We start from the raw sequence: 26,531 nt of genomic DNA on the forward strand, positions 1-26,531 counted from the left end.
TTCGTAATGAACATACAAGAGGAAGCAAAAAATGCCAACAAAAAAAACCATGATCCATGTAACGACAGGGGTTTTTTTCACTGCCATGAGCCTGACCTCTTCCACCAGCGTTGCGGCTCTTATCAGCGCTTCCGTCGGGGGAACTCCCATCAGTGATGCAGTTTATGAAAATTTCAACAACCTCTCCTCCTCAGGAGGACTTTCCAGTAAGGGTATTTACGTTACGTTCAGTGGAACAGACTCGGGTACGGCAGCCCTTCCAGATGTTTCTGGAAAATACGCCGCCCCTTACGTGATCAGTGCTAGCGATCATCTGTTTAATGATATTCCTCAGGAAGACGGACCAAATCTTACACAATATCTGGTCACCGGTATCGGTTCGGTTACGCTCGACCTAAACGCATATCATCAATACTTCGGCCTTCTGTGGGGATCAGTGGATAGCTACAACACTTTGTCTTTCTACGACGGCAATACACTCCTTTTCGACTTCACCGGCCTGGATGTCACCCATCTGGCAAATGGCGATCGGGGAGCAAATGGCACTTTTTATGTAAACATTACTTCGGATGTGAAGTTTAACAGGGTGATAGCCTCAAGCTCGCAATATTCCTTTGAATTCGATAACGTAGCCTTGGTTAACGTCGGAACTTCAAGCCAGGAGATTCGCCAGGAAATTCCCGAACCAGGGACACTGGCTCTTCTAGGACTTGGTCTTTTGGCAGGCTCCATTACTCGTTGCAAGAAATGAGACTGATCTCCTCTTCATGCGAAAACCCTCTTCTGACTCCCCTTCCACTGTCACGGCGGCTACTATGGAAGGGGGTTGGGCTGCATGCTGCCTTTCCGGGCAAGAGTTTTCCTTGCCTGAAGGGTGGCGCTGCTGACCGCCGATTGGCATCAACTCATATTTGAAGGCCTGGAGGCGTTTCAAGGTTTAATGGCTCTGCTTATAAACAATGTTGTAGGACGGCTACGCCGTCCGCGCTATCCTTCTCCGTCCTGAAGGACGAAGCTTGCCGCGCATCGAGGTCAAAACGTCATTCAGCTCCTCAACCTCGCAAACGCCGCCGCCATCGCTGTATCAGGCTTGGCTTCCTGTTTCTGCTGGGGCCTGGCTGAGCGGTTTTTTCGATCCCCTGGCTGCTCACACTTGCTGGTCCCCCGCGCCTCCTGTGTTTGTTGTGTTGGCGCATCTGTCAGTCTCATCGTAAGGGCAATACGCTTGCGCTTTTCATCGACTTCCAGCACTTTAACCTTGACCACCTGCCCCACCTTGACCACCGAGTGCGGGTCTTTCACGAATTTGTCAGCGAGCGCGGAGATGTGCACCAGTCCATCCTGATGCACTCCGATATCGACGAACGCACCGAAGGCGGCGACATTAGTTACCACGCCTTCGAGCAGCATTCCCGGCTCCAGATCGGAAATCTGGTTCACGCCTTCCTTGAATGCGGCAGTGATGAATTCCGGGCGGGGATCACGGCCCGGCTTTTCCAGCTCCCTCACGATGTCGGTTACGGTCGGCACGCCGAATCGCTCATCCGCATACCTTGCTGGATTGAGCGACTTCAATAATTTGTTATTGCCGATGATCGATCTGATTTCCTGCTTCAAGTCGGAAAGTATTCTTTGCACTATAGGATACGACTCGGGATGCACTGCCGAGGCATCGAGCGGGTTCTCGCCATTTATCACGCGCAGGAAACCTGCCGCCTGCTCGAAGGTTTTCTCACCCAGGCGCGGCACCTGGTGTAAAGCTTCGCGTGAGGTGAACGTTCCGTTTGCCTCACGATAGACAACAATGCTTTGTGCGACAGCCGCGTTAAGCCCCGAAACGCGTTCGAGCAGCGGCGCAGAGGCCGTATTGACATCCACGCCTACCGCGTTCACACAGTCTTCGACTACGGCATCGAGCGAGCGCGCAAGCTGAGTTTGCCCGACATCATGCTGGTATTGACCTACGCCAATCGATTTCGGATCGACTTTGACCAGTTCCGCCAGCGGGTCTTGCAGACGGCGCGCAATGGAAACGGCGCCTCTCAGCGACACATCCATATCGGGGAACTCTCTGGATGCCAGATCGGAGGCGGAGTAAACCGAAGCACCCGCTTCCGAAACCACGATAGAGGTGAGCTTGAGGTCGGAGCGACGCTTGATCAGGTCTTTTGCCAGCTTGTCGGTCTCGCGCGAAGCGGTGCCATTGCCTATCGCTATCAGCGACACCCGGTATTTTTCCGCAAGCGCGCCGAGAACATGAAGCGATCCGTCCCAATCATTTCTTGGCTGATGTGGATAAATGGTGGTCGTTTCCATGACTCTGCCAGTCACATCCACTACTGCGACCTTTACACCGGTACGCAGGCCGGGGTCGAGACCTATCGTCACACGAGGTCCGGCGGGAGCGGCCATGAGCAGGGCTTTCAGGTTGCGGGCAAAGACTTGGATCGCTTCAGTCTCGGCACGCGTGCGCAACGTACCCATAAGATCAATTTCCAGATGCGGAAAACTCTTTACGCGCCAGGTCCAGCGCACCGTATCCATCAGCCACGCATCAGCAGGCCGCTCTTTGTCCACAATGCCGAACCGGACAGCAATGCGCGCCTCGCACGGGTTGTGCGGTGCATCCCATTTCGGTTTCTCCGCCTCCGAATCCAGACGCAGGGCAACGCGTAAAATTTCTTCACGTCGCCCCCGAAAGAGCGCCAGCGCCCGGTGCGAAGGAATAGCGCTGAGCGGTTCGGAATAATCGAAATAATCGGAATACTTCGCGCCCTCCTCTTCCTTACCCTTACCATCATTCCTGTCGCTCGCGACTTTCGACTCCACCACCCCATGGTCCAGCAGATACTCGCGCAGCCACTGAAGCAACTCGGCATCTTCCGCGAAACGTTCCATCAGTATCTGGCGTGCTCCCTCGAGCGCAGCTTTCACATCCGGCACCCCGGGATTATCTCCCTGCTCGGTGGTGAAGGCCGGCTTCAAGTACTTGATGGCCTCTTCCTCGGGTTGCAGCATCGGGTCAGCAAGCAGCGCATCTGCCAGTGGCTCCAGCCCCGCTTCCAGCGCGATCTGCGCCTTGGTGCGCCGCTTTTTCTTGAAGGGGAGATACAGATCTTCCAGCCGTGTCTTGTCCTCGGCCTGCAGGATGGAAGCAAGCAGCGCGGGCGTCATTTTCCCCTGCTCTTCTATCGATGCGATGATCGCGGCACGCCTGTCTTCCAGTTCACGCAGATAACGCAGCCGTTCTTCCAGCAGGCGCAACTGGATATCGTCCAGCCCGCCCGTCACCTCCTTGCGGTAACGCGCGATAAAGGGCACGGTGGCACCTTCATCCAGCAAGGCAATGGCAGCGTTAACCTGTGCAGGCTTCGCGCCGAGTTCAAGGGAAAGACGTTGTTCAATGGATGGAAGCATAATTGACGGGCACCTATTCAGTTGCAATGGAAAAAGGGGAAGTGGCAAAGTGGTAAAACAGATGGGAGAGCAGATTAGGCTCAGTTCGTATCCTGGCCAGACACCGTTTTTTTTCCGGTATCCGCGCGCTTGCGGTATATCCCGGAGCGCATGAGCAGAATCGTGGTAACGGGTGAGGTCGATATCATGAACAGTGTGATCAACACTTCCTGAAACACGAATCGCTCAGCGTGTATCGAAGCAATCAGTATTGACGCCAGCAGCACACACCCAAGGCCGAGTGTATTTCCCAATGTAACGCCATGCATGCGCGCAAACAGATTGGGCAGCCGAAGCAAGCCGAGGGATCCGATCAGCGTCAGCAGGCCGCCTGAGATCAGCAGAAGCGAGCCGAGCAGATCAGCCCAAAAGGGAATCTCATCCATTGTCATGGCTCGATCACCTCGCCACGCAAAAGGAATTTAGCCATTGCGGCTGAACCGACAAACCCGAATAGCGCAATCAACAGAGCGATGTCGAAATAAAACCGGGATCCGAACTGAATTCCCAGCGTGAGCACCATGATCATGCTGTTTACATACAGGGTATCCAACGCCAGTACGCGGTCTTCCGCGGCAGGCCCGCGCAGAAGACGGATCACCGCAAAGATCATGGCAAGTGCGACAGCAATCAGGGCAAAGGATATCGCCCACGGCAGCATTCCATTCATTCGAATATCTCCATCAGTCGCCGCTCATAACGCTGCTTGATGGTGCGAACCCAGGCCTCCTCATCCTGCAGATCCAGGACGTGAATCGTGAGCGTGCCTCCATCAGGCGAAAGGCCGGCCCAGATGGTACCGGGCGTGGCCGTGATTATACAGGCGAGCGCGGCAAGGCCATATGGGTCACGCAGGTCCAGCGGAATTTTCATGAAACCTGAACTGAAACGTCTCTTCGCCGGACCAAGAATGATCCCGGCCACGGCGATGTTGGAGCGGATAATATCGATCAGGACTACAAAAAACAGCCCCAATGCGGTGAGCAGATGGTGCGGGTGCGCATGCAGCGGGCGTATTGCCGCAGTCGATGCAGTAATAACCACTGTGAGTATCAGACCCAGCAAAAGCTGACCAGGCGCCAGGGAATCATTCAGCAGAAGCCACAAGGCGAACAGAATGACAGTAAACAAAGTCAGCGACGGCCAGCGTTTCACTGCCTGATTCCCTCCATTGGGATTGAAGGCACCGGCGAAGGCCCGGGTGGCCGACTGCCCGACAATACTGCATCGATATAAATCTGGGGTGAAGATAGCGAATTACCCGCAAGGCTCAGGTAATCCATCGCGGGCCCCGTCTCTACCGTGAGTGCAACGCTGAGCAGTAGCAGCACCGCAACTGGAGCCGCTTCCCCAAGGTGTAACCTTGGGACCATGATCTCCTCGGAAGTCCAGAATAAAAGTATCCCCATCCGGCAAAGAGCAATGATTGCAATCAGACTCGAACCCAGCATCCCCGCCCACAGCACCCATACCGTAACCGGCACTGGCCCCGGCGCAGTATCAGTCAGTGTGGCGGAGAGGATCAGGAATTTGGCGATAAAACCCGATAGTGGCGGCAATCCCGCCACGAGCAGCGCGCATGCGAGAAAGCCCATGCCCAGAAATGCCATCGCCGCGGGAATGACGATACCTACCACTTCATCTGTAAAATCGGCATCAACCGGCTCCTGCCCGACGGACTCCATCATCTCCAGTGAGATGTCCTCGCCGGTTTGCCGTGTGCGTTCGATCATCTCGCAAAGCATGAAGAAAGCACCTGTCGCCAACACTGAACTTGTCAAGTAATACAGGGCCGCACCTTTCATTGCCGTACCGCCAAACCCGAGCGCCGCAAGCAATGTACCGGCGGAGGCAATGACACAATAGGCAACCAGCCGCTGTGGCTGGCTGGCGGTGAGTATGCCCGCTGTCCCCAGCACGAGTGTAACGATGCCAATGCCAAACAGCCAGCCGTCATTGAATGGCGCCGGGACACTCGCCCCCGAAGCGCCGGACAGCAGCGACCCCAGCCGCAGCAGCGCGTAAATCCCCACCTTGGTCATAATCGAAAAAATCGCTGCCACTGGCGGCGCAGCCGTACCATAAGCAGACGGCAGCCAGAAATTCAGAGGCCATGCGCCCGCCTTGAGCAGAAATGCGCTGCCGAGAATGGCGATACCGGTTTCGAAAAGTATGCGCTCGTCCTCGGTGAGCAGTGAGGCGCGCGCAGCCACGTCCGCCATATTGAGCGTTCCGGTTACTCCATAGATGAGCGAAACACCAATCAGAAAGACAGACGAACCTGCAAGATTGATCGCGATGTAGTGCAGACCAGCCTTGACCCGAGGTTCGCCCAGACCGTGCAGCAGGAGACCGTATGACGCCGCCAGCAGCACCTCCACAAACACAAACAGGTTGAAGAGATCGCCGGTCAGAAAAGCGCCGTTTACCCCCATGATCAGGAACTGGAACAGCGACTGGAAATGAGGACCAGCCTTGCGCCAGCGCGCCAGGGCGTAGATCAGGGAAGTCAATGCCAGCACCGCATTGAGAACCAGCATCAGAGCAGACAATCGATCCAGCACCAGTACGATGCCGAAAGGCGCCTGCCAGCCACCGAGCAGATATACCGCGATTCCATCCGGCCAGATGCTCGGAACAGCATCGCTTGCGATATAGGCGAGCGCGAGTGCCACGAGTAAATTCGCCAGAGTGGCGACAAGGGCGATAATGGTGCGTGGAGCACGCCGTGCTTCGACGAACAGCAGCATGACTGCTCCCGCAACCAATGGGATCACTATCGGAAATATCGGAAGATGATTCACCCAGCCATTCATGCTTCCGGATCCCCATCAACGTGATCATTGCCCGTCAAACCACGTGAAGCCAGCAACACAACCAGAAAGAGCGCAGTCATGGCAAAACCAATGACGATTGCGGTGAGCACAAGCGCCTGTGGCACGGGGTCGTCATACAAGGAAGGATCTGCCTGTGCCACGGTTTCGATGATTGGCGCGCCTCCTATCATCAGCCGCCCCATTCCGAAGATGAACAGATTGACCGCGTACGACAGCAGAGAAAGTCCCATGATGACCTGGAAGGTGCGGGGGCGCAGCACCAACCAGACACCCGAAGCCGTCAGAACACCAATAGCAAGCGCATAGATTGCCTCCATCAATCCTCCCTTTCCTTCGGGGGCAAAACATGGGGAAGCTTTTGCCTTTCGGCTTCCATAGGCGGATAGTCAGTTGGAGCCATTGGAACGACGGGGGCAGATAGCGAGGCGGATGCATGAGCGATGGCGCCTTGCCCTGCCGGCGAATCCGGCACCTCCACCGGCGTCCCGACCTCTGCAACCTCCTGCTTGCGGTGCGCGCGCCGTGACTGGTGGGCAAGCGCCACCAGGATCAACACCGCTGCGCCAATCACCAGAAAAAAGACTCCCAGATCGAACAGCAACACCGTTGAAAGGTGCATCTCGCCGATTATTGGCAAAGTGCCATGCCACGCCAATGCGGAAAGAAATGGACGCGCCGCCAGCCACGCTGACATACCTGCGCCGGCAGCACACAATAACCCCGCTGCAAGCCAATATTGGGGGAAAATACGGGTACGGGATTCCGCCCAGGCAGTGCCTCCCACGAGGTATTGCAGAATGACCGCTGTCGTAACGATCAGCCCCGCCACGAAGCCACCGCCCGGTTCGTTGTGCCCGCGCAATAAAAAATAAATCGCCACCATGCCCGAAACCGGCAGCAGCAACTGCACGAACACCGCCGGCACCATCATTGGCCCAGCAGGCAATAAGGCATGCGGATCTGGCGGCAATGCTCCGCTCTGTGCATCCTGCTCCTGCTGTTTTACGGGCACCGTCATGGCCTCAGCAGCCGGGCGGAACCTCCGCAACAGCGCGAACACAGTCAATGCCACGATGCCCAGCACGGTAATCTCACCCATCGTATCGAAACCCCGGAAATCAACCAGGATCACATTGATGACGTTCGATCCACCTGCCAGAGGCAGTGAATTCTCGATAAAAAAAGGCGAGATGCCTTCCCCGGCAGACCGGGTCAGAATTGCGTAGCTCAATCCGGTGATACCGATACCCGCACAAATCGCGATCACCAGATCCCGCGACCGGCGACCTTCGGCGCGCATACGCACTGGAAGCGGCACCGTTTCATGGTCCAGCGATTTATCGCGCGGCGGCAGCCAGCGCAGACCCAGCAGAAGCAGGACAAGTGTGACGACCTCTACGATAAGCTGCGTCAGCGCCAGATCAGGCGCGGAAAACCAGACGAAGGTCATGCAGGTTGCCAACCCCGCCACGCCTGACAGGCTCAATGCAGCAAGCCGATGATACTTTGCCTGTGCAGCGGCCGCGATTGCACAGCCCGCCCCGATCAGCCACAGCACAGCAAAAGCCGGTTCAACCGGAAGCGGCGTTTTATCGCCCTCGGGCAAGCCACCGCTGGAGAGCGGGATCAGCGCGCTGGCAAACACGGCGATGATAAGCAGCAGCATCTGGACCTGCAGATGCTCGGTGGATAACCATCGCAAAAGGCGCATCGCCAGCCTGTCGAGCTTTTCGAGCATGAATTCGAAAATACGCTTGCCGTCGAAACGCTCGATCAGCGGTACTACTGTCGTACCCTGCTGATATTCTCCCAGCGCCCGATACAGGAGGATTCCGCCTACCATCGCAGCCAGACTCATCATGAGAGGGAGATTGAAGCCATGCCATACTGCGAGACTATGGAACGGCGTGTTTTCTCCAAGTACGGACCGTGCGGCCATGTTCAGGTACGACCCAACGGTCTTGGCGGGAAACATTCCAACTACCAGGCAGGCCGTGACAAGCAGCGCGCTGGGAAACAGCATCCAGCGTGGCGGCTCATGGGGCTTTTTCGGCAGGTCTTCCGCCGGAGGCCCGAAAAACACTTGCAGAATAAAACGCAGCGAATAGGCAACGCTGAGTATTCCCCAAATCACAGCCATTGTCGGCAGGCCAATACGTGTGATCGGGTGCCCACTGACAAACACAGTCTCGGCAAAAAACATCTCTTTTGAAAGAAAACCATTGAACAACGGCACGCCTGCCATCGACGCAGCACCCACCGCGGCCAGCGTAGCGGTGATGGGCATGGCACGCCACAAACCGCTCAAGCGCGATAAATCGCGCGTGCCGGTTTCGTGGTCGACCATGCCTGCCGCCATGAAAAGCGATGCCTTGAATGTAGCGTGGTTCATGATATGAAAAATTGCGGCTATCAACGCGAGGGGACTGTTCAACCCAAGCAGCAGCGTAATTAGACCAAGATGACTGATGGTGGAATAGGCCAGCACACCCTTCATATCCCGTTGAAACACCGCTGCGTATGCACCCAGCACGAGCGAAAGAAGACCTGCCGTGCCGATCATCCAGAACCATTCGTCGGTACCTGCAAGCACAGGCCAGAGCCGGACAAGCAGGAAAACCCCAGCTTTGACCATCGTTGCCGAATGGAGATAGACAGATACGGGTGTAGGCGCCGTCATGGCGTGGGGCAACCAGAAATGAAATGGAAATTGTGCGCTTTTAGTCAACGCTCCCAATCCGATCAGGATCAGCATGGGCACATACCAGGAATGTGCGCGGATCAGATCGCCCGAGGCAAGCACACGATCCAGATCGTAGCTCCCCGCCACCCATCCGAGCATCAGGACTCCGGCAAGCAGGCAAAGACCACCGACCGCCGTTACGGTCAATGCCATGCGCGCGCCATGGCGGGCATCCGGCCGGTGATACCAGTATGCTATCAACATGAAAGACGTCAGACTGGTCAGTTCCCAGAACACCACCAGTTGAATCAGGTTGCCGGACAGCACGACACCCAGCATCGCGCCCATGAAAGCGAGAAAGAACGAGAAAAAACGGGGAACCGGGTCTTGCGCTGCCATGTAATAGCGCGCATACAATACAACCAAGGCTCCCATCACTGTAACCAGCATTGCGAACAGCCAGGCAAAGCCATCCAGGCGAAACGTGAAGTCGAGACCCAATTGAGGAATCCAGTGCACCGCTTCCCGTATCACCTCTCCTTCGATGACCTGTGGATACAACTGAACAGTGAGAATGACACAGGCCACCGCAACGGTACCCGCAAGCCAGGCGGCGACGTTGCGTGCGTGGGATGGCAGAAATGCGGCACAGAGGCTACCGATGAAGGGCAGGATAACTATCCAGATCAACGACATGAATTATCGATATGATTTACTGCGAACAAGCGCCACCCGTGCCGATCGGAATTTTCCGAAGAAAGATACAAGAGCGCGACCAGCCAGAAACCTCTGGCCGCACACCCTGTAAGGACTTGGCCGGAAAGCTCTCAAGGTGAGATGCGGATGGATCGGGCATAGGCAACACCCTCATGCCCAGGGAGAGAACTATTAAGAAAATGCTCAAGTACAGATAGAACTCAGGCACGTATCAGACTGCCTGCTTGAATAATACCATCGGATAGAATCTTTGACGATTTGTTATTAATTCGGCGAGCAGAGAGTACAAACGTCATACCAGAAGCCGGTATCCAGTGACGTTCAAAGTACGCCATTATTGGTTTGGACTGGATTCCGGTTTGCTGGATTCCGGGTCAGGCCCGGAATGACGAGATTCATAGTATTTTCTGGCCGAAACAATATTAAAGATAAGGCGGACCCTCACCTGCCTGTATCTCGCGGCTGGATTCTCCAGGGGCAATAATGAAGCAGTAATATAGCAGCGGAAACAACAGGAAGAGTTCCTTACATATCCAGCCGCTTCGCTTTCCAGTAAGCAGATTTCCAGTAGCTCTCGTTCAATTTTGAAATGGTCACGCCGTAGGTGCTCGAAGCATGGAGAAATCTGCCATCTTCAATATAGACACCTACATGCCGGCCACTCCAGCGGGTCTTGAAAAAAACAAGATCTCCCGCCCTCAGTTCGCTTTTACTGACACTCTCTCCCAGTTGCGCCTGGAACTCGGTCGAGCGTGGCAATATCACACCCAGCTTGGTCTTGAATGTCAATTGAATAAAACCGGAGCAATCGACGCCACTCCTGCTCATGCCGCCAATCCGATATCGGGTATGTTTCCACTGATTGTATTGGTCATACAGCATTTTCCTGACTAGCGAGGTATTTTCCAGGTTTACCTTGGCTCCGGGTGCATGAGTAACTCCAGGTGCATGAGTAACTTTTGTACCCTTTTCCGGTACGCTGCTGCATCCGACCAATCCGATGGTCAGAAGGGTAATCGTGAACCGGGCGAATTTTTGCATGGACCTCTCCACCTGCATGGATTTGTTTTTGTCTTGGCATAACAATTACACGATTCCTTAAATCTCAAAGAGTGCGTACAAAAGTGGTACGTCTCTATATGCCTTTTCCTCTAATTCCATGAATAGAATCCAATCCTTGTGCGGTGAAGCTTGCTGAAACTTCATAGCTACCAGGAACCCCACAAGGGATCCTTCTTTTCCAATAATCGATCCGGATCATAGACCGCCATCGAATCCAGATTTTTAAACGCGTCGGGATAAAGCGCCAAATTTGTATCTCCTCCAGCATACTGCGATTTAAACAGGATACCCTTGGCGTCACTTGCTATAACTGCGTCACCTATAGCCCAACTCGGCGGTTCGATATGCTGGTTAAACCATAATTCGCGCCAGTCGCAATAGAAGTCCTGCCACATAGGCTCCCAAGAGGAGGGAATATAGCCTTCTCTAAAATCGATGACGTGAGCAACGCTCACTTGATAGCTCACAAGTGTGCCTGGTCGAAGCAATGTGGATAACTGCTTATATTCAAGGATAGCAATATTGTGATCGAGCGCCAGATAGAGCGTTTCTATGCCTGGCCGATTTACTCGTCCCCCGTGCTTTGCAGCTCCTGCCCCGCTGAGTGATGACGATGACCATCTCGGATCAAGCACTCTGTAAGCGGTAAGGTCTGACAGTTGTACACGAATCACCCCACTGCCCCGGCTTCAAGCGACTCGACATACCGGAGCACGTCCTCCGTGCGTCCCTCCGCTACTAATTGCTCGGCAGTTTTATAACGGAAAACGCGCAAGGGATCGTTGCGATACCAAAAGATAGCGTGATCGATGTTGCCGGATATATCAGTGGCGGCGCGAAGTACGCGTAGCACCTCCCGTAAAAAACCCTGGACACTTTCGGATTCAGGCGCTCGACTAATCGTATTGCGATGTACGTGAGCCTGCCCTGCCAGGGTTTGAATATCCATGCTCAATGCTTCACTAAACCTTTTTGGAGATAGTGTCGAGGGACCACCCTGAGGTAAACGGAGATAGCGCAGGAAGCCCTCAAAGTCTGCACTATGAAGCACTACGGAAAGATCGGATGTGGTTACATCGATCTGGGGCGGCGATACACTCTCTTTTCCAGATTCAGTAGCTGGATCGAGTAGGCCGAAACCACCTGTCTCTTTTCGGGTCCCACCTTTGGTAATCTTTTCAAAAAGCTTTTCTTTGGCCTCCTCTAAATCAGCGTCAGATAAATCAGGAACGCGGTAGATCAGGTCGTCCAGTTCGGCGCGTAAGCTCGCCAGTTCCTCTGGCGACCACCTCTGCTCAATAAACGGATGACTTGTATCCGGTATATCCGAAGAAATGTTAACGTTCATAGGAGTCTCCTGGTCGAAAACTGCTCTATAAATGTTGGAGAGATATAGAAATGCACTATTTGTGCACTTTTTATGCCCAAAGTCAATTTTTCGCCGGAAAAAGCACTGAAAAACCCTCACACTTCCTATGCCCTGAATCGGTATCACTCCCAATTGCCATCAATGCATCTTGTAATCAGCCGTCAGCATTTCCAGCAGGTGGCCTCCGGGATCGCGGAAATAGACGCCGCGCCCGCCATCGTTGTGATTGATGCTCATGTTTTCGGGATCGAAGGGACCGCTGCCATACTTGATATTCTCTGCTTTCAACCTGGCGAAGATTTCATCGAACTCCCGCTCCGTTACCTTGAATGCATAATGGTTCGAATCGAATTTTTCCCGGCTATCGAAATCCAGAGAAAGTGTGTCGTTCACTTTTACCACGATGAAGCGGGAAAACGGGCCGACATACCGGAAACCGAATATTCTCGAATAGAACTGCGCGGATTCCTCCTTGTCGCGCGCCGGTACGATGGTGTGATTGAGCGTGATAGCCATGAATTCCTCCGGGAATGGTTGGCAGAGGTTGTTTGTTCAGATTCGTCAGCGCTTCCGGACTCCACTGTCGATTGCTGCTAAAAATGCTGACAAAGTTTAAGACCTCTGGAAATCGTACAACGGACCTAATGCTAGTATAGTCGTCAGTTCATCCAGTGCAGCGCGGCTTTCCTGCAGGAGAGCGGGATCCCCTAGATCAGTTGGCGAAAGGCGCTCGCGGTAATGCTTTTCGATCCATGCCTTGAGTTCATTGTAGAGGCACTCGTCAAGAACCACACGGCTGTTTTTTTGCACAGCATCGAGTTCCGGTTCGGTTAGCACGACACGAAGTCGCAGGCAGGCAGGTCCTCCCCCGTTTTTCATGCTTTGGCGCAAATTTACGTACTCGACATGCGCAATGGGATTAGCCGCATCCTGCACAACTCGTTCGAGAAAGGTTCTGGCGGAGTTAGATTCCTGACATTCCGCAGGCGCGAGAATCATCATCTCGTTACCACGAAGAGTAAGGAGTTGGCTGTTAAAGAGATAAGTCCTGACCGCCTCCGCAAGCGTAATATCTTCTTCCCCAGCCCTGATGAAGTGAATCGGCCAGCCGCATGCCTTTGTAATTTTAGCTTCGGTCTCCTCCCACTCCGGGTATGCCGCATGGTGATAAAACAGGACATTGCAGTTTGTCACCGCCAGCACGTCGTTATGAAACGCCCCTGCATCGATGGCCGCAGGATTTTGCTGCACGACCAGTTCCTTTCCACGCTTGATTCGATGCAGCCTCGCAATCGCTTCGCTGGCCTCCAGCGACTGGCGTGCAGGAAATCGCAGAGGCTTGGGAATATCGCTGCTGGCAGAGCGGCCAAAGACAAAAACCTCCACTCCGGCTTCACCGTGATTCGGGCAGAAGCGCATATGATTGGCGGCGCCCTCATCGCCAAAATAAAGATTGGACGGCAAGGGATCGTGGTGCACGAAATAGCGCTCATCGCTGAACACCCGCTTCAAAACAGCACTGGTAACAGACGCCTCGATGCTTCGATGGAGTTGCGAGGGCAGATTGGCAGCCGTAAGGTGTATCTTGCCATCCTCGGTATCGGCGCTCGGTGAAACAGTGGCGGCATTGGCCACCCACATGCTGGAGGCCGACGAGCACGCGCGCAGAAGTCCAGGGGCAACCGTTGCCGCGCACCGGATGACGGCTGCGTCCTCCCCGACAAATCCCAGCTTTCGGAGCACTGAGACAGCTGGACGGTCCTGCGGCGGCAGAACGCCCTGCCTGATGCCGAGATCAGAAAGCCGTTTCATTTTTTCCAGTCCCTGCAATGCGGCTTCGCGGGGGTTGGAAACTGTCAGGGCACTCTCCGCAGAGGCGATATTTCCTACCGCCAGTCCACCATAATTGTGCGTGGGGCCTACCAATCCGTCAAAATTGACTTCGTAAGCGTTCATCGCTTTGCAAATGGAGTGTCGGGACGCCCTTTATCGCCCTTTATCGTCCGAAGAATCCTAAGCCCGCGGCCGGGATTGCGCGGCGTCTACTTCTTTTTTAACTGGAAGAAACGCGCTGGCGCAAGCCTGTTCGAGCCGCCGCGCCTTTTTTTCCAGCGCACCCACTACCAACTTCTGGACACGCCTGTGAGGAAGCGCCTCACCTGCTGCCCATCGCGAAACCGTGGATGGAGCAAATTCGAACTCGACTGCAATGGCACGTTGCGAGACTCCCGCAATATCGCCATGCTGAACCAGCCAGGAAAATTCGGCCGCATCCCCCCTCCATTCCGCGCAAAGCTGCCGATACTGCTCTACCGTAACCATTACTTTCCGTACCCCATTGCCAAAAATCCAAAGCACTCACCGTGTACCATGCAATTATTTATATATTCTTTTCTTTTTTGTGTCAAACCATTATCCCCAGCTATGCAATGGCTTGTTCAAAAATTGGCTGATGTCCCTGGATTTGGCTATCGGGTTGAATTCTGGGGAATAGATCCCATCTAACAGCCGCTATTCCAAGAGGTGTGTTCCGGTGTGCTGGTGCCTACCGTAACTCCTCCTTTTTTCCTTTTTTTCCATCGGAATTCGACAAGCGCGACAGGAGAGCGAGATGTCAGGCATTACTCATGCAACCATCCGGGCAGCAGGCCTTGGGGATGTTGAGCACATATTGGCGGAATATCGACAAGCTGTCGCAGAACTGCCACTGGAAGAATCCGCAAACCTTCTGTGGCGCCCTTATGATGAATTCAAGACCGCAGTCGAGAACGGTCTGTTTTTTGTCATAGAGAATGCCGTGGGTAGTTTCATGGCAGGCGCTGGCGTGTTCGACCTACGGGATTCGGCCGAAAAAGAACTGGGGATGTGTTACGTAAAGAAGGAATGGAGAGGCTACGGATTGCAGACCCTCCTTTTGCAAATCAGAATTTGCGCTGCGACACTCGGTCAGGTTCCGGATAAAAGCGGAAACGACACCGCCACAAAAAGCTTTGCGGCGTTGATCACCGGAGTAAAGCCGGCCAATGAACATTCTGCCGCCAATACCGAACGGCTTGGCTTCGAATCTCTCCCGACACCCCCACCGGCGCTATTCAACGCCTGCGCTTCCTGCCGGACACCTCCCGCTCCGGGCTCGGAACGGAAGTGCTGCTGCGATTTTTTCTATCTATCCGACGCCAGACGCGCGGAAGCCATCGAAAAAAGCCTGCGGATGGAAAATTGGAGCCGAACGCGAAACGGGCATGAGCTTATCGTGGCGTTGAAAATTCGCCACCTGCTGGACATCGACTTTCGCAATGCGCTGCACGATATTGTACAAGAACTGCGCGCAATGCTCCTGCTTACTCTGCCTTGTTCTCCACCCGGGGACCGGCGGGTTTGCGGTTGAAGGAACCCAGTTCCGGAACGGATGGAAGATCTGTGAAGGTATGCGACAACGCGAAGAGAACCGTGTAGTCATTGTAGTAGGCATCCGCCACGAAAGAGGTCGATCCAAGAAAATTCCCCGCTGGCAAACCAAAGACATTCAGGTGAAATTTCGCATATCCGGTCTGATACTGGGATTTAAAGAGTGCCAATTCCGGCAGCGAAAATGGAATGAACTGACTCTGGACCGGGGGCATTCCCATGAATGCGCCGGACAATTCTGTTCCCAGTGCCTCCACGACCACGTCGAGCCGGTGGGTGGCATCCTTGCCGTCTTTCTGCACCAGATAGCCTTGCTGTCCCAGCCATCCGGCTAAAACCTGCTGCAGAAAAGCCTGATCGGCCGTCATCCCTACCGTGTTGATCGCCACGCTCGCTCCGCGGGGAATGGGCAGAAATTCACCTGGATCACTGGGAAAGCTTCTTTTTACTGCTTCACTCAGGAGGAGCTGTTCGACAGCTGTTCTTGATGACTGAGTATTGCGCTGCGTAGTCGAGCAACCCGCCACCAGTACGATGGCTGCTGTCAAAGCGAGGGTTTGTAAGAGATTGATTTTTCTCATTGTTCTATCCTGCTTCTGCAACTGGAAGGAAGAATAAAATAGACAGCGGATGAATACAAGCACAAGCAAACAAGCGCAATCCTGCGATCAATCGCCTCGTGGCTTCCTCTCGCGATCGGCCTTATTGGCGCGGGAAATCGCCGAAAGCAGCCATATTGCGCCAATCGTTGCACAGGCAAAACCCAGCAGACTGAAGAAAGGGACGCCCCATAGAGTGGGCCCAGTGGAGACTGCCATCACCACTGAGGAACCCACGATGACAGCGGCAACCACGATACCCACGACCAGCCGGTTGACCGCGCCGTCCAGTTGATCACCCACGTGCTTGAGATGCGCTACCTCGATATGAATATCCACTTTGCCCCGACGGGCAGAACGCAACAATCGCGAGAGATCGCGAGGCAGATTGCTTAGCAGACTTGCCAGCTCGATAGCTGTGCGCCATCCGCGCTTTGCCATTGCGGCTGGCGCGTAACGGATTGCCATTGCATCCCGCAACAGGGGCAGTGCCTCGCCTGCAATATCCAACTCCGGATCGAGCTCTCTTCCCGTGCCCTCAAGCGTAATGAATGCCTTGAAAAAGAGCGCAAGATCAGGTGGCAGATGCAGCCGATGTCCGCGCAGGATGGCAACAAGGTCTGCAAGCATGGAGCCAAGCTTGAGCTGCTTTAGAGGGACACCCAGATATTGATCGACAAACAGCTGGATTTCAGTCTTAAGCGCTTCTTCGTTGACATCACCCTCCCCGGTCCAGTCGAGCAACACATCGGCCACCGCGGCGGAATCATACTGAACCAACCCGAGTAAAAGATGGATCAGTTCTCCGCGCCGTGCTTCCCCCAGCAGGCCGATCATGCCAAAATCGATGAAGGCAATTCGGTTGCCCGGAAGATAAAACAGGTTGCCGGGATGCGGGTCCGCGTGGAACAATCCATCCACCAGGATCATTTTTATCACCGCCCCCACCCCACGGCGGGCGAGAACCTTGCGGTCGAGGCCAGCCCGATCGACCGCCGCAACATCGCGACCGGGGATGCCTCGAATATACTCCTGCACACACACGCGTTCACCAGTCCATTGCCAATAGACCTTGGGAATGACAATGAGTGGAAGTAACGAAGAAGATTCATCCTCGCCGGCAGGAGGATGTGCCAGGGGCAAAACGGGTGAGGCCTCGTCGGAGTAGCCGGCGAAGTTCGACGCCACACGTTCCGCATGGCGGCACTCGGCGCCAAAATCGAGCTCACGCCGGAGCGATTGGGTAAATTGCACAACCACTTCCTGCCAGTGGAAGTGGCGCAGTTCCGAGTTGCTGGTTTCGATGAGTTCGGCAAGCCTTGAGAGCCAGCGCAAATCGGCTTCAACCCCCACTCGAATGCCGGGTCGCCGCACCTTGACCACAACTTCGGTGCCATCTTCCAGGCGCGCAAGATGCACCTGAGCAATAGACCCGGCGGCAAACGGCTGCGGCTCGAAGGCGGCAAATATTTCCTCCGGGGGAGCGCCCAGATCTTCAGTGAGCTGCTGATGAACTTCAGGATAGGGGGAAGCGGGTGTACTGTCCTGCAGCTTGCTGAATTCAGCGATCCATTCGGGATCGAAAAGATCGACGCGTGTTGCCAGAATCTGCCCGAGCTTGACGAAGGTGGGCCCCATCTCCTCCATCGCGCGCCGCACACTCGCTTGAGGCTCAAGCTGCGCCAGTTCGGTGGCCTCGCTCCAGTGCAACGCGCGTCCAGCACGCTCCAGCACATGGGCAAACCCGAGCCGGCGCACCACATCCCCGAAACCATGCCGTATGAGGATCGAGGCAATCTCGTGCAGGCGTCCGAGATCGCGCGCTGCGGTCATAGCCTGCCAGAGCATCAGCTATCCCCCGAATTCATGATTTCGACCCGACCTTTATCTTTATTTAATCCCGCTCCAGTCTCTGGACGGTGTCATACAGCCACGCTTCCACCGCATGAGCATTGGCGCCGTGATGTATCTCGCGATGACAATTGGGGCATAGCGCCACTGCATTGGAAACAGCATCGGCTCCGCCATCAGCCAGGCCCTGAACATAATGCAATTCGAGATAAGGTAATCCATCCAGCCTCTGAAATGGAGCGGGTTTTTCGCATGATTCGCATGTTCCTGCTGCCTGCTGCAATACCCATGCCTTCACGCTGGGATCACGCTGCAATTGCGCCACAGATATGCGTCTACGTTTAGGGTGGGCATTACCGCTGGGCTTGGGAAGGTCTTTCTGTTCTGTTGCCTGGCGCACTGCAATTTCAAAGGCGGCTACTGGAGCCACCTTTTGCCCACTCGTCTGCTCCAGTAATTGTTCGATCCGTGCAGCAACAAGAGGCTCGATATTTTTTGCCGGCTTCAGCTCGGTCATCCATCCGCGTCCCATCAGCGAAAGGACATAGGAAATGTTCTCCATGCGAGATTCAAAAGCCTGTTCGCTGCGGCCAAACATTTCCACCAACTTTTTGTAATACTGCTTCTTTACAATGAACTGTCCCATACGCTCATTGCACTGCATCTCAACGTAAGCTTCAACGGAAGCCTTCAGTTCTTCATCACTCCAGGAAATGTCATCCATGCTTTTCTGCCAAATTAACGAGCCATAGCCAGGATTATGACGCGGCACTCACACCTGTGCAAATTCAACCTCTGTAATAGGTGCGTCACCGTACAGAACGGAGGGCTTTCCATTCCTAAAATTGTTGTGATTTCTTGCGCTTCATTTCTTTTATAAAAACCTGATCATCACTAATAAACAATAGTGTCAGCAAGAGGGAGTTCTCGGTCATTTGCTTTTTTTCTTCATTTCAAGGGGAGTTGACATGAAAACTTATTCTGTTTTTAGCGTGGCTGCCAGATTCACAACATTGCTTGCGTTGACTCTGGGCTTGGCCATAGGTTTGGGAGGAAATGTTCAGGCACAGGATGGGATGCATGAAGGCCATAAATCCGATTCGAAATCCCACCATATGGATAAAAAAGAACTGCCTTGTGGCGGGCCTAGCGTAATTAAATGCCCCGGGGGTATGTCCTGTGTAGATGATCCGTCTGACAAATGCGATCCCACCAAAGACGGTTTGAACTGTCCGGGCAAGTGCGCAGCGGGCGGGGGAAAAGAAACAAAAGTCAAGCAACCTTGCGCTGGCCCCAGCAGAATCAAATGCGTAGGCGGCATGATTTGCATCGACGACCCATCGGATAACTGCGATCCTACCAGGGATGGGCTTGACTGCAAAGGAATGTGTGTAGCCAAGTAATGAAAGACATTTGGAAAAACGTAATACGCTGAAAATACTCGGCCTTCATTTCCGTTTCCCTATGTGTCTTACGACTTGCACCCACCGTTAAAAACACTTCACTTTGTGCTAAAGGCATAAATTAAAAACCCGCCAAATGGCGGGTTTTTAATTTAACTGCAACTGGCTATCTTTCACCGCCAATGCTGCTCCATCAGCGGCGTCAGATCAATCGAATTAATCGATGACGTTCAGAGAACCGGGCAGGTGGATGTTCTTGGGATGAAGCTGACACCAGATGGTGAAGGCGCCGGACTTGTCCGCTTTGAAGCTGATGGTCTTGGTTTCCCCTGCCTTGATTACTTCCGAGACTTTAAATGCGTCAATAGAAAATCCTTCGCTGATGGGGGACTTGTTCTCGATCGTAATCTTCACTGTCGTGTTTTTCTTGACAACCAGTGCCTCAGGCTCGTTGAGAACATTGAAAGCCCGGATGTTCTTGACCGTAACACCTTCAACGTTGAGCTCAGGAATCGTCGTGTCATAGGCATTGATAACGACCGTGAATTTTTGTTCTGCTGCATGCACCGCTCCCGTCAACAGCATGCCAAAAGCCAGACCTGCAAACATTGCCTTGTTTATTTTCATCATTAGTTTCCTTTCAAAGTTTAGTTGGTTTTAATTAAATGGCATTTCTGGAACCAATACTTTGTATGGGATGACGCCGAATGTCAAGAGCCACTTTCTCATCAACTCCTGGCTCGGGGAAAAAATTTTCACCCTTGTTTCAACGCAATCACGATTATCCGAAATCTCCCTTGTCACCTCATTACCATGAAAATGAAATAAAACATGCTATTAATCAGCCACTTGATTTATTATTTTCCGGTTTCCGGATTTCTTGCCACGACTTCAGGAAAGAAGCCCGTATGTCAGAAAGAGCCGAAACAAGGCTGATTCGGATTCAACTGGCAAATCCCGGACTGTTGTATTTATCACACAATCCGGCATTTCACCTTGAGAATTAGCGGCCTCCCCAGGGGGATTCGGTGAAATCCCACTGTTTCAAAGCGGCGATACGTGCAGATTCCTCGTCTGAAGCGAATATCCAGCGTAACAGCCTGAGCTGACGTTTCCCCTGAAAATCGGTACAGGTTAAAACTGGAGGTAGGATTGCTTCCAAGGCCTCATGAGAGGCAAAGGAGAAGCGATGAAGAAGTCGAGATTCACAGAGGAGCAAATCATTTATGCGCTGCGACTGGCCGATAGCGGCACAGCGGTGGTCGATGTGTGCCGGCAGATCGGTGTGTCTGAGGCCACGTTCTACACGTGGAAGAAGAAGTACGCGGATTTGGGTGTGAGCGAGCTGCGCAGGCTCAAGCAGATCGAGGATGAGAATGTTCGGCTGCGACGTATCGTGGCGGACCTGACGCTGGACAAGCAGATTCTGCAGGAGGTGGTGCGAAAAAAGCTCTGAAGGCTGCCAAGCGGCGCGAGCTGGCAGCCTGGATGCAGGAGCGCTTCAAAATCAGTGTGCAGAGATCATGCCGCCTGGCGCAGCTAGCGCGTTCGGTTTGGTATGCCAGGAGCAGGGCGCGTGATCAAAGTGCGCTATGCCAGCGCATTCGCGATATCGCCATGAGCCGTCCCAGGTTCGGCTACCTGCGGGTGCTGGTGATGCTCAAGCGCGAAGGCTGGCAAGTGGGGAAGAAGCGTGTATATCGGCTCTATCGCCAGCAAGGCCTGCAACTGCGCATGAAGGTCAAGCGCCGCAAGCGCATTGCGCTGCTGCGCGGCAGGCCTCAGGCACCCACCGGCCCGAATCAGCATTGGAGCATGGATTTCGTCCACGACCAGATGCTCGATGGCCGGGCATTTCGCATCCTCACCGTCATTGATCAGTGGAGTCGCGAGAGTGTGTGCCTGGAGGCCAACTTCAGGCTGTCCGGGCGATGCGTGGGTCAAGCCCTGGACCGGCTTGCAGCACAGCGTGGATGGCCCAAAGCAATCACCGTGGACAACGGCACGGAGTTCACGTCCAAGGCCCTGGACGAGTGGGCATATCGCCGGGGGATCAAACTCGATTACACGCGGCCGGGCAAACCCACGGATAATGGGCTGATCGAATCCTTCAACGGCCGATTGCGCGATGAGTTCCTCAATGTCCACGAATTCGTTACATTGCACGATGCCCGTGAGAAACTGAAGGCTTGGCAGGACGATTACAATCACCACCGTCCCCATGGCTCACTCGGCCACCTGACCCCGAGCGAGTTCGTCAAAAAGAGGTCAGATCAAACCAACGAAGCGGTCCGCCTGTAGTTTTAAACCGTCCGGTTTTCGGGGATGACGTCAGAGCAAACCACCATCGCTTGAAAACCAAGTCCATAGCTGTCCACGAAAGTGAGTCAACTCCATCCCTTACTTATGCGGAATATGGGTATCAATATGTCTATAGACCGACAGCCGTAATTCTTACCAGGAAAATCACTTCTAAAGGGAAATCATTTTATGATGTTAAGATGATTGTGGGGGACGAAGTCTATGATATGCGTAGGTAAGCCGTTGTGCCAACTTACAGTTAACGCCTTTTGGGACGATGAAGCGAAGGTCTGGGTGGCAACCAGTGATGATGTGCGCGGCTTAGCTACGGAAGCCGAAACGATCGATGCGCTCGTTGCGAAACTGAAAATCATGGTTCCTGAGCTGCTTGATGCAAACGGGTATCCCGGTGACGGGGGCGACGGCAAAATTAATGGAATGCTGCACCAGGCGAACCATAGCCAAAACAAACACTCAAAATAACTATTATGAATTCTGATGAATGGAAATTGCACGTGCCGCCAAGACGGATATCGCCGCCTGCGCCACCATCACCGCCTCCCAAGAAGTAAGGGGATAAATGGAAAAGACCCGAGACGAGCTGATAGGGGAAATCAGGTACGCGATACGATTAGCTGAGCGCACTGCAAGGTTGTACCGGAGAGTTCAAACTTTCGGCTCTTTCTGCATAATAGTTGGAGGCGGCACTGCTTTGGCCGGCATGACGTTTCCCCTGAAAATCGGTACAGGTTAAAACTGGAGGTAGGATTGCTTCCAAGGCCTCATGAGAGGCAAAGGAGAAGCGATGAAGAAGTCGAGATTCACAGAGGAGCAAATCATTTATGCGCTGCGACTGGCCGATAGCGGCACAGCGGTGGTCGATGTGTGCCGGCAGATCGGTGTGTCTGAGGCCACGTTCTACACGTGGAAGAAGAAGTACGCGGATTTGGGTGTGAGCGAGCTGCGCAGGCTCAAGCAGATCGAGGATGAGAATGTTCGGCTGCGACGTATCGTGGCGGACCTGACGCTGGACAAGCAGATTCTGCAGGAGGTGGTGCGAAAAAAGCTCTGAAGGCTGCCAAGCGGCGCGAGCTGGCAGCCTGGATGCAGGAGCGCTTCAAAATCAGTGTGCAGAGATCATGCCGCCTGGCGCAGCTAGCGCGTTCGGTTTGGTATGCCAGGAGCAGGGCGCGTGATCAAAGTGCGCTATGCCAGCGCATTCGCGATATCGCCATGAGCCGTCCCAGGTTCGGCTACCTGCGGGTGCTGGTGATGCTCAAGCGCGAAGGCTGGCAAGTGGGGAAGAAGCGTGTATATCGGCTCTATCGCCAGCAAGGCCTGCAACTGCGCATGAAGGTCAAGCGCCGCAAGCGCATTGCGCTGCTGCGCGGCAGGCCTCAGGCACCCACCGGCCCGAATCAGCATTGGAGCATGGATTTCGTCCACGACCAGATGCTCGATGGCCGGGCATTTCGCATCCTCACCGTCATTGATCAGTGGAGTCGCGAGAGTGTGTGCCTGGAGGCCAACTTCAGGCTGTCCGGGCGATGCGTGGGTCAAGCCCTGGACCGGCTTGCAGCACAGCGTGGATGGCCCAAAGCAATCACCGTGGACAACGGCACGGAGTTCACGTCCAAGGCCCTGGACGAGTGGGCATATCGCCGGGGGATCAAACTCGATTACACGCGGCCGGGCAAACCCACGGATAATGGGCTGATCGAATCCTTCAACGGCCGATTGCGCGATGAGTTCCTCAATGTCCACGAATTCGTTACATTGCACGATGCCCGTGAGAAACTGAAGGCTTGGCAGGACGATTACAATCACCACCGTCCCCATGGCTCACTCGGCCACCTGACCCCGAGCGAGTTCGTCAAAAAGAGGTCAGATCAAACCAACGAAGCGGTCCGCCTGTAGTTTTAAACCGTCCGGTTTTCGGGGATGACGTCAGGCATTTCCAGTGTCTTTCCGAAAGCTGTCCTGGTCTGAGGGACGTTCATAGCTACCGTTTTTGCTGCGATGTTGCTGTCAGTCAGGCTTGGCGATAAAGCAAGCCAGAATGAAGTTGATGTAAAGCGATTCCAGTTTTTAATGGCGAGAGCCGATAAGCTTAGCGATGCCGAATTAGCTGAAAGCCTTGAAGAAACAAGGGTCGAAGTTGCACCAGAAATAGAGCTTTTGCGAGACGTGGCTTATAACGATGTCGTACGTGAGAGAAACAGAGAAGATGAGGTTATTCCATTGACGTTACCGCAAAAGATATTGCGCGTTTTTGCATGATTTAACCAAAAACGCAACAAGAGGGAGATCAGCTATGAAACGTATCGTAACAGCGGGATTTGCGCTAATGCTTCCGTTAACAGCTGGGGCGCAATACTACGGATTTAACCCAAGCATTCAGCAGAACTCGCAAGACATGATGCAGCAACAGTTGGAAATGCAGCAGCAGCAGCAGCAATTGATGCACCAGGATCACACGATGCAGGAGCAAAACAGACAGTTGCAGATGGATCTCATGTTGCAGATGGATCGCATGTATCAGCAACAGCAATTCGGCAACATGCGGCAACAGGGTAATTACAACCATGGAATGCCGTATGGAATGCCCTATGGAATGCCGCCTCCTGGCAGATTCTAGGCCTGCAGTTGCTCCTGCAGTCTTCCTTGTACAGGTTTTTGTTGTCTGCTATATGAAACGGCAGGGTAGACAGCTCCCTGCATCCTTACACTCCCTTTTCAAACCCGCTTCGGCGGGTTTTTTGTTGCACCCCGCTCTCTCCTCAATAAGCAGAAAAAACCTGTTCTTATCGACTGATTGATGCTCTGTCGCAGAGCTAAGATAGTCATGCGGTTGTAGTTACCTCCAATCTACCGCCCCGGGCTCCGAAGTCACTCCTCGTTTATGGGGACCCGGTTTTTTACTTCCCAATCTTGAAATGAAGTGCGAATGCCAAGTGAAAAATAATCAACTGATTAATGACGCCTTGAAGCTATGGAATGACGAGCTAGAAGAATCACAACGGGCTTTGATTGATTTGATAAGAAGCCTAGATCAGGCTTCTCGACAAGAAGTCCTCCAAGTTCTTGAGAGTCAGTGAGCGTGAGGTCCCCTGAAGATTGAACTTTTTTTACTCGTCTCCAACGCTCCTCCAAGCGTCTGTCCAGCCTTGAACTATTGCTCTTTTTTACCATCTCAATATTGCAGGGGAGCAACAGTTTAAATCGCTGTAATTTGAATGACAGCGACTGATGTTCCCCTGCCCATTCAGGAAGTTGCCCTCTTATGAGGCCTTTTTATTTCCATACGTTAAGTATTTAACGGTAAACCTATCCTCATATCGTTAATCTATCCACTCGTTTCCTTCTTCTAAACAGGGAAGCGAATGCAGTATCCCCGCCCGGCTTATGCCGGGCTTTTTATGCCTATTGGAGTACCCACACTCAACCTCAGGTGTACGTCAGTACAATACCTTCATTCCCCTGCGTTTGAAAGATGGTGGGTAGCCTTGCGCCGCTGTCAATCAACTAACAAACAAGAGGGAAATATGGGGCTTTATAAAATGTGGAACATCTAGGCTCAGGACCTATTAATTTTGGGATTCACGGAAGTGAGCGGATGTGATTCACTTATGTCAGGAGGAGTTGCCATGAGTGATCTTTTTATGCTGTCAGAGAAACAATTCAACCGCATAAAGCCTTATTTTCCCTTGTCCCATGGGGTGGCGCGTGTGGATGATTTGCGGGTGCTCAGCGGGATTATTTACGTGATAAAGAACGGCCTGCAATGGAAGGACGCTCCCAAAAGCTACGGCCCGCACAAGACGCTCTACAATCGCTTCATGCGCTGGAGCAGGATGGGTATATTCAACCGCATTTTTGCGGAACTGGCTGGCAAAGAGGAAACGCCCGATCGGCTAATGATTGACGCCACACATCTGAAGGCGCACCGTACGGCAGCCAGCCTTTTAAAAAAGGGGATGTTCCCCGCCGTATCGGTCGCACCAAGGGCGGCTTGAATTCAAAACTCCATGCCGTGTGCGACAGCATGGGCAAGCCTGTTGTCCTGCTGCTCTCCGAAGGGCAGATGAGCGATTACAAGGGTGCGGCCCTGTTGTTGCCTGTTCTACCCAAGGCAAAAGAGTTGCTGGGGGATCGCGGCTATGATGCTGACTGGTTCAGGGCAGCCCTCAGAGAAAAGGGTATTACGCCCTGCATTCCCCCGAAGAAGAACCGTAAAACCCAGATCGAATACGACAGGGAACTCTACAAGCAACGCCACAAGGTAGAAAATATGTTCGCCAGGCTCAAGGACTGGCGACGCATCGCCATGCGTTATGACCGTTGCGCCCACACCTTCTTCTCCGCCATCTGTATCGCCGCTACCGTCATCTTCTATCTCAATTAATGAGTCCTGAGCCTAGATCAATCAGCCTTGGATGCTTTTGACAAAGAGTACTGCCCATGGGTTGACAGATGACGACGCAGAGGGGGCAGACCTGCGGGCTGAAATCAAAAAGCTGGATGCAAAAATAAACCGGCTATCTGATCTTCTGTCAGAGACAACCGCAATCGGAAGGCTGCTTCAAAAGATAGAGGAATTCGCGAATCAACGAGCCTCGCTCGAAGATCAGCTTTCCAAACTGGAAATGACTCGCAAGCAATCGAAGGCGCTGCGGGAAATAAAAGAGTTGGATGTGCAATCCATGCTCTCAATGGTGGCAGAAAATCTGCCAGACCTTGACCGCGATTCCCTCAAGGATTTGCTGCGCGGCATAGTTGACCGCATTACACTCGATCACCAAATCCTAGCTTATTGTATTCATTACAAAATCAAGCTGAATTTGG

General features: G+C 53.6%; 25 protein-coding genes. 8 read left to right on the forward strand and 17 right to left on the reverse strand.

All coding sequences use genetic code 11. The annotated features are described in order from the left end of the window. The first annotated feature begins 31 nt into the window (after window positions 1–31). Window positions 32–751: an Npun_F0296 family exosortase-dependent surface protein gene (locus ACZ5BW_RS08305; protein WP_464538839.1), complete on the forward strand. Its 720-nt coding sequence runs from the start codon at window positions 32–34 to the stop codon at window positions 749–751. A gap of 293 nt (window positions 752–1,044) precedes the next feature. Here ACZ5BW_RS08305 and ACZ5BW_RS08310 read toward each other — a convergent pair whose 3' ends face one another. The 13 genes from ACZ5BW_RS08310 to ACZ5BW_RS08370 all read right to left on the reverse strand — a co-directional run bounded on the left by ACZ5BW_RS08310 (window position 1,045) and on the right by ACZ5BW_RS08370 (window position 14,446). Then, entirely contained in the window at window positions 1,045–3,417 is a 2,373-nt protein-coding gene (locus tag ACZ5BW_RS08310; protein WP_464538841.1) for a Tex family protein, read from the reverse strand. 80 nt (window positions 3,418–3,497) lie between these two features. After that, the gene (gene mnhG / locus ACZ5BW_RS08315) at window positions 3,498–3,848 is read right to left on the reverse strand and encodes a monovalent cation/H(+) antiporter subunit G (RefSeq protein WP_464538843.1); all 351 of its coding nucleotides are present in this window, start codon (window positions 3,846–3,848) and stop codon (window positions 3,498–3,500) included. Beyond that, a complete protein-coding gene (locus ACZ5BW_RS08320) occupies window positions 3,845–4,126 on the reverse strand; it encodes a K+/H+ antiporter subunit F (RefSeq protein ID WP_464538845.1) in 282 nt (93 codons plus the stop codon). The genes mnhG and ACZ5BW_RS08320 overlap by 4 nt, the downstream gene beginning before the upstream one ends. After that, window positions 4,123–4,611: a Na+/H+ antiporter subunit E gene (locus tag ACZ5BW_RS08325; protein WP_464538847.1), complete on the reverse strand. Its 489-nt coding sequence runs from the start codon at window positions 4,609–4,611 to the stop codon at window positions 4,123–4,125. The genes ACZ5BW_RS08320 and ACZ5BW_RS08325 overlap by 4 nt, the downstream gene beginning before the upstream one ends. Beyond that, the gene (locus tag ACZ5BW_RS08330) at window positions 4,608–6,272 is read right to left on the reverse strand and encodes a monovalent cation/H+ antiporter subunit D (protein ID WP_464538849.1); all 1,665 of its coding nucleotides are present in this window, start codon (window positions 6,270–6,272) and stop codon (window positions 4,608–4,610) included. Before ACZ5BW_RS08330 ends, ACZ5BW_RS08325 begins: the two co-directional genes overlap by 4 nt. Next, the gene (locus tag ACZ5BW_RS08335) at window positions 6,269–6,610 is read right to left on the reverse strand and encodes a Na+/H+ antiporter subunit C (RefSeq protein ID WP_464543676.1); all 342 of its coding nucleotides are present in this window, start codon (window positions 6,608–6,610) and stop codon (window positions 6,269–6,271) included. The genes ACZ5BW_RS08330 and ACZ5BW_RS08335 overlap by 4 nt, the downstream gene beginning before the upstream one ends. Next, window positions 6,610–9,672, reverse strand: coding sequence for a monovalent cation/H+ antiporter subunit A (locus tag ACZ5BW_RS08340; protein ID WP_464538851.1), 3,063 nt, complete (start codon window positions 9,670–9,672; stop codon window positions 6,610–6,612). The genes ACZ5BW_RS08335 and ACZ5BW_RS08340 overlap by 1 nt, the downstream gene beginning before the upstream one ends. A 546-nt stretch (window positions 9,673–10,218) precedes the next feature. Beyond that, entirely contained in the window at window positions 10,219–10,734 is a 516-nt protein-coding gene (locus ACZ5BW_RS08345) for an NlpC/P60 family protein (protein WP_464538853.1), read from the reverse strand. A 167-nt stretch (window positions 10,735–10,901) separates the two neighbouring features. Continuing rightward, window positions 10,902–11,429: an RES family NAD+ phosphorylase gene (locus ACZ5BW_RS08350; RefSeq protein WP_464538855.1), complete on the reverse strand. Its 528-nt coding sequence runs from the start codon at window positions 11,427–11,429 to the stop codon at window positions 10,902–10,904. After that, on the reverse strand, window positions 11,426–12,103 hold the full coding sequence (locus tag ACZ5BW_RS08355; RefSeq protein WP_464538857.1) for a hypothetical protein: 678 nt from the start codon (window positions 12,101–12,103) through the stop codon (window positions 11,426–11,428). Before ACZ5BW_RS08355 ends, ACZ5BW_RS08350 begins: the two co-directional genes overlap by 4 nt. A 159-nt stretch (window positions 12,104–12,262) precedes the next feature. After that, on the reverse strand, window positions 12,263–12,640 hold the full coding sequence (locus ACZ5BW_RS08360; protein WP_464538859.1) for a VOC family protein: 378 nt from the start codon (window positions 12,638–12,640) through the stop codon (window positions 12,263–12,265). A gap of 96 nt (window positions 12,641–12,736) precedes the next feature. Then, complete coding sequence (gene astB / locus ACZ5BW_RS08365; RefSeq protein ID WP_464538861.1) at window positions 12,737–14,080, reverse strand: N-succinylarginine dihydrolase; 1,344 nt, start codon at window positions 14,078–14,080, stop codon at window positions 12,737–12,739. A gap of 57 nt (window positions 14,081–14,137) precedes the next feature. Beyond that, window positions 14,138–14,446, reverse strand: a complete 309-nt coding sequence (locus ACZ5BW_RS08370; RefSeq protein ID WP_464538863.1) for a hypothetical protein — start codon at window positions 14,444–14,446, stop codon at window positions 14,138–14,140. 289 nt (window positions 14,447–14,735) lie between these two features. On the opposite strand from ACZ5BW_RS08370, the gene ACZ5BW_RS08375 reads away from it, so the two are divergent. Beyond that, window positions 14,736–15,512 carry a GNAT family N-acetyltransferase gene (locus ACZ5BW_RS08375; protein WP_464538868.1) on the forward strand — a complete coding sequence of 259 codons (777 nt, stop codon included), beginning with the start codon at window positions 14,736–14,738 and terminating at the stop codon, window positions 15,510–15,512. Here ACZ5BW_RS08375 and ACZ5BW_RS08380 read toward each other — a convergent pair. The 4 genes from ACZ5BW_RS08380 to ACZ5BW_RS08395 all read right to left on the reverse strand — a co-directional run bounded on the left by ACZ5BW_RS08380 (window position 15,466) and on the right by ACZ5BW_RS08395 (window position 20,015). Further along, window positions 15,466–16,113 (reverse strand): hypothetical protein, encoded by a 648-nt coding sequence (locus ACZ5BW_RS08380; protein ID WP_464538870.1) that lies wholly within the window; start codon window positions 16,111–16,113, stop codon window positions 15,466–15,468. The two genes, ACZ5BW_RS08375 and ACZ5BW_RS08380, sit on opposite strands and share 47 nt — an antisense overlap. A gap of 87 nt (window positions 16,114–16,200) precedes the next feature. Continuing rightward, window positions 16,201–17,979 (reverse strand): ABC1 kinase family protein, encoded by a 1,779-nt coding sequence (locus ACZ5BW_RS08385; RefSeq protein WP_464538872.1) that lies wholly within the window; start codon window positions 17,977–17,979, stop codon window positions 16,201–16,203. A 46-nt stretch (window positions 17,980–18,025) separates the two neighbouring features. Beyond that, window positions 18,026–18,706 (reverse strand): HNH endonuclease, encoded by a 681-nt coding sequence (locus ACZ5BW_RS08390; protein ID WP_464538874.1) that lies wholly within the window; start codon window positions 18,704–18,706, stop codon window positions 18,026–18,028. Between the two features lie 895 nt (window positions 18,707–19,601). Continuing rightward, complete coding sequence (locus ACZ5BW_RS08395; protein ID WP_464538876.1) at window positions 19,602–20,015, reverse strand: nitrosocyanin; 414 nt, start codon at window positions 20,013–20,015, stop codon at window positions 19,602–19,604. 559 nt (window positions 20,016–20,574) lie between these two features. Here ACZ5BW_RS08395 and ACZ5BW_RS08400 point away from each other — a divergent pair. From ACZ5BW_RS08400 to ACZ5BW_RS08425, 6 genes are all read left to right on the forward strand, one after another. Next, a protein-coding gene (locus ACZ5BW_RS08400; protein ID WP_464538878.1) for an IS3 family transposase occupies window positions 20,575–21,686 on the forward strand; the annotation gives its coding sequence in 2 pieces (ribosomal slippage) (window positions 20,575–20,830 and window positions 20,830–21,686; 1,113 coding nt in all). A 294-nt stretch (window positions 21,687–21,980) separates the two neighbouring features. Beyond that, on the forward strand, window positions 21,981–22,169 hold the full coding sequence (locus ACZ5BW_RS08405) for a DUF1902 domain-containing protein (RefSeq protein WP_464538880.1): 189 nt from the start codon (window positions 21,981–21,983) through the stop codon (window positions 22,167–22,169). A 322-nt stretch (window positions 22,170–22,491) separates the two neighbouring features. Then, window positions 22,492–23,603, forward strand: a protein-coding gene (locus ACZ5BW_RS08410) for an IS3 family transposase (RefSeq protein WP_464538878.1) whose coding sequence is annotated in 2 segments (ribosomal slippage) — window positions 22,492–22,747 and window positions 22,747–23,603 — 1,113 coding nt in all. Because the reading frame shifts where the segments join, the coding sequence is not laid out codon by codon here. A gap of 102 nt (window positions 23,604–23,705) precedes the next feature. Then, on the forward strand, window positions 23,706–23,966 hold the full coding sequence (locus tag ACZ5BW_RS08415; RefSeq protein ID WP_464538882.1) for a hypothetical protein: 261 nt from the start codon (window positions 23,706–23,708) through the stop codon (window positions 23,964–23,966). Between the two features lie 34 nt (window positions 23,967–24,000). Then, on the forward strand, window positions 24,001–24,324 hold the full coding sequence (locus ACZ5BW_RS08420; RefSeq protein ID WP_464538884.1) for a hypothetical protein: 324 nt from the start codon (window positions 24,001–24,003) through the stop codon (window positions 24,322–24,324). A gap of 1,009 nt (window positions 24,325–25,333) precedes the next feature. Next, a protein-coding gene (locus ACZ5BW_RS08425) for an IS5 family transposase (RefSeq protein ID WP_464538886.1) occupies window positions 25,334–26,091 on the forward strand; the annotation gives its coding sequence in 2 pieces (ribosomal slippage) (window positions 25,334–25,667 and window positions 25,667–26,091; 759 coding nt in all). Window positions 26,092–26,531: the final 440 nt, after the last annotated feature.

It is taken from the genome of Nitrosospira sp. TNL300 (assembly GCF_055385915.1).

Bases quoted from the DNA above. Each gene is read 5' to 3' on its own strand.
- ACZ5BW_RS08305 (WP_464538839.1), top strand. From the start codon at position 32: ATGCCAACAAAAAAAACCATGATCCATGTAACGACAGGGGTTTTTTTC.
- ACZ5BW_RS08310 (WP_464538841.1), bottom strand. From the start codon at position 3,417: ATGCTTCCATCCATTGAACAACGTCTTTCCCTTGAACTCGGCGCGAAG.
- mnhG (WP_464538843.1), bottom strand. From the start codon at position 3,848: ATGACAATGGATGAGATTCCCTTTTGGGCTGATCTGCTCGGCTCGCTT.
- ACZ5BW_RS08320 (WP_464538845.1), bottom strand. From the start codon at position 4,126: ATGAATGGAATGCTGCCGTGGGCGATATCCTTTGCCCTGATTGCTGTC.
- ACZ5BW_RS08330 (WP_464538849.1), bottom strand. From the start codon at position 6,272: ATGAATGGCTGGGTGAATCATCTTCCGATATTTCCGATAGTGATCCCA.
- ACZ5BW_RS08335 (WP_464543676.1), bottom strand. From the start codon at position 6,610: ATGGAGGCAATCTATGCGCTTGCTATTGGTGTTCTGACGGCTTCGGGT.
- ACZ5BW_RS08340 (WP_464538851.1), bottom strand. From the start codon at position 9,672: ATGTCGTTGATCTGGATAGTTATCCTGCCCTTCATCGGTAGCCTCTGT.
- ACZ5BW_RS08345 (WP_464538853.1), bottom strand. From the start codon at position 10,734: ATGCAAAAATTCGCCCGGTTCACGATTACCCTTCTGACCATCGGATTG.
- ACZ5BW_RS08355 (WP_464538857.1), bottom strand. From the start codon at position 12,103: ATGAACGTTAACATTTCTTCGGATATACCGGATACAAGTCATCCGTTT.
- ACZ5BW_RS08360 (WP_464538859.1), bottom strand. From the start codon at position 12,640: ATGGCTATCACGCTCAATCACACCATCGTACCGGCGCGCGACAAGGAG.
- astB (WP_464538861.1), bottom strand. From the start codon at position 14,080: ATGAACGCTTACGAAGTCAATTTTGACGGATTGGTAGGCCCCACGCAC.
- ACZ5BW_RS08370 (WP_464538863.1), bottom strand. From the start codon at position 14,446: ATGGTTACGGTAGAGCAGTATCGGCAGCTTTGCGCGGAATGGAGGGGG.
- ACZ5BW_RS08375 (WP_464538868.1), top strand. From the start codon at position 14,736: ATGTCAGGCATTACTCATGCAACCATCCGGGCAGCAGGCCTTGGGGAT.
- ACZ5BW_RS08380 (WP_464538870.1), bottom strand. From the start codon at position 16,113: ATGAGAAAAATCAATCTCTTACAAACCCTCGCTTTGACAGCAGCCATC.
- ACZ5BW_RS08385 (WP_464538872.1), bottom strand. From the start codon at position 17,979: ATGCTCTGGCAGGCTATGACCGCAGCGCGCGATCTCGGACGCCTGCAC.
- ACZ5BW_RS08390 (WP_464538874.1), bottom strand. From the start codon at position 18,706: ATGGATGACATTTCCTGGAGTGATGAAGAACTGAAGGCTTCCGTTGAA.
- ACZ5BW_RS08395 (WP_464538876.1), bottom strand. From the start codon at position 20,015: ATGATGAAAATAAACAAGGCAATGTTTGCAGGTCTGGCTTTTGGCATG.
- ACZ5BW_RS08415 (WP_464538882.1), top strand. From the start codon at position 23,706: ATGTTGCTGTCAGTCAGGCTTGGCGATAAAGCAAGCCAGAATGAAGTT.
- ACZ5BW_RS08420 (WP_464538884.1), top strand. From the start codon at position 24,001: ATGAAACGTATCGTAACAGCGGGATTTGCGCTAATGCTTCCGTTAACA.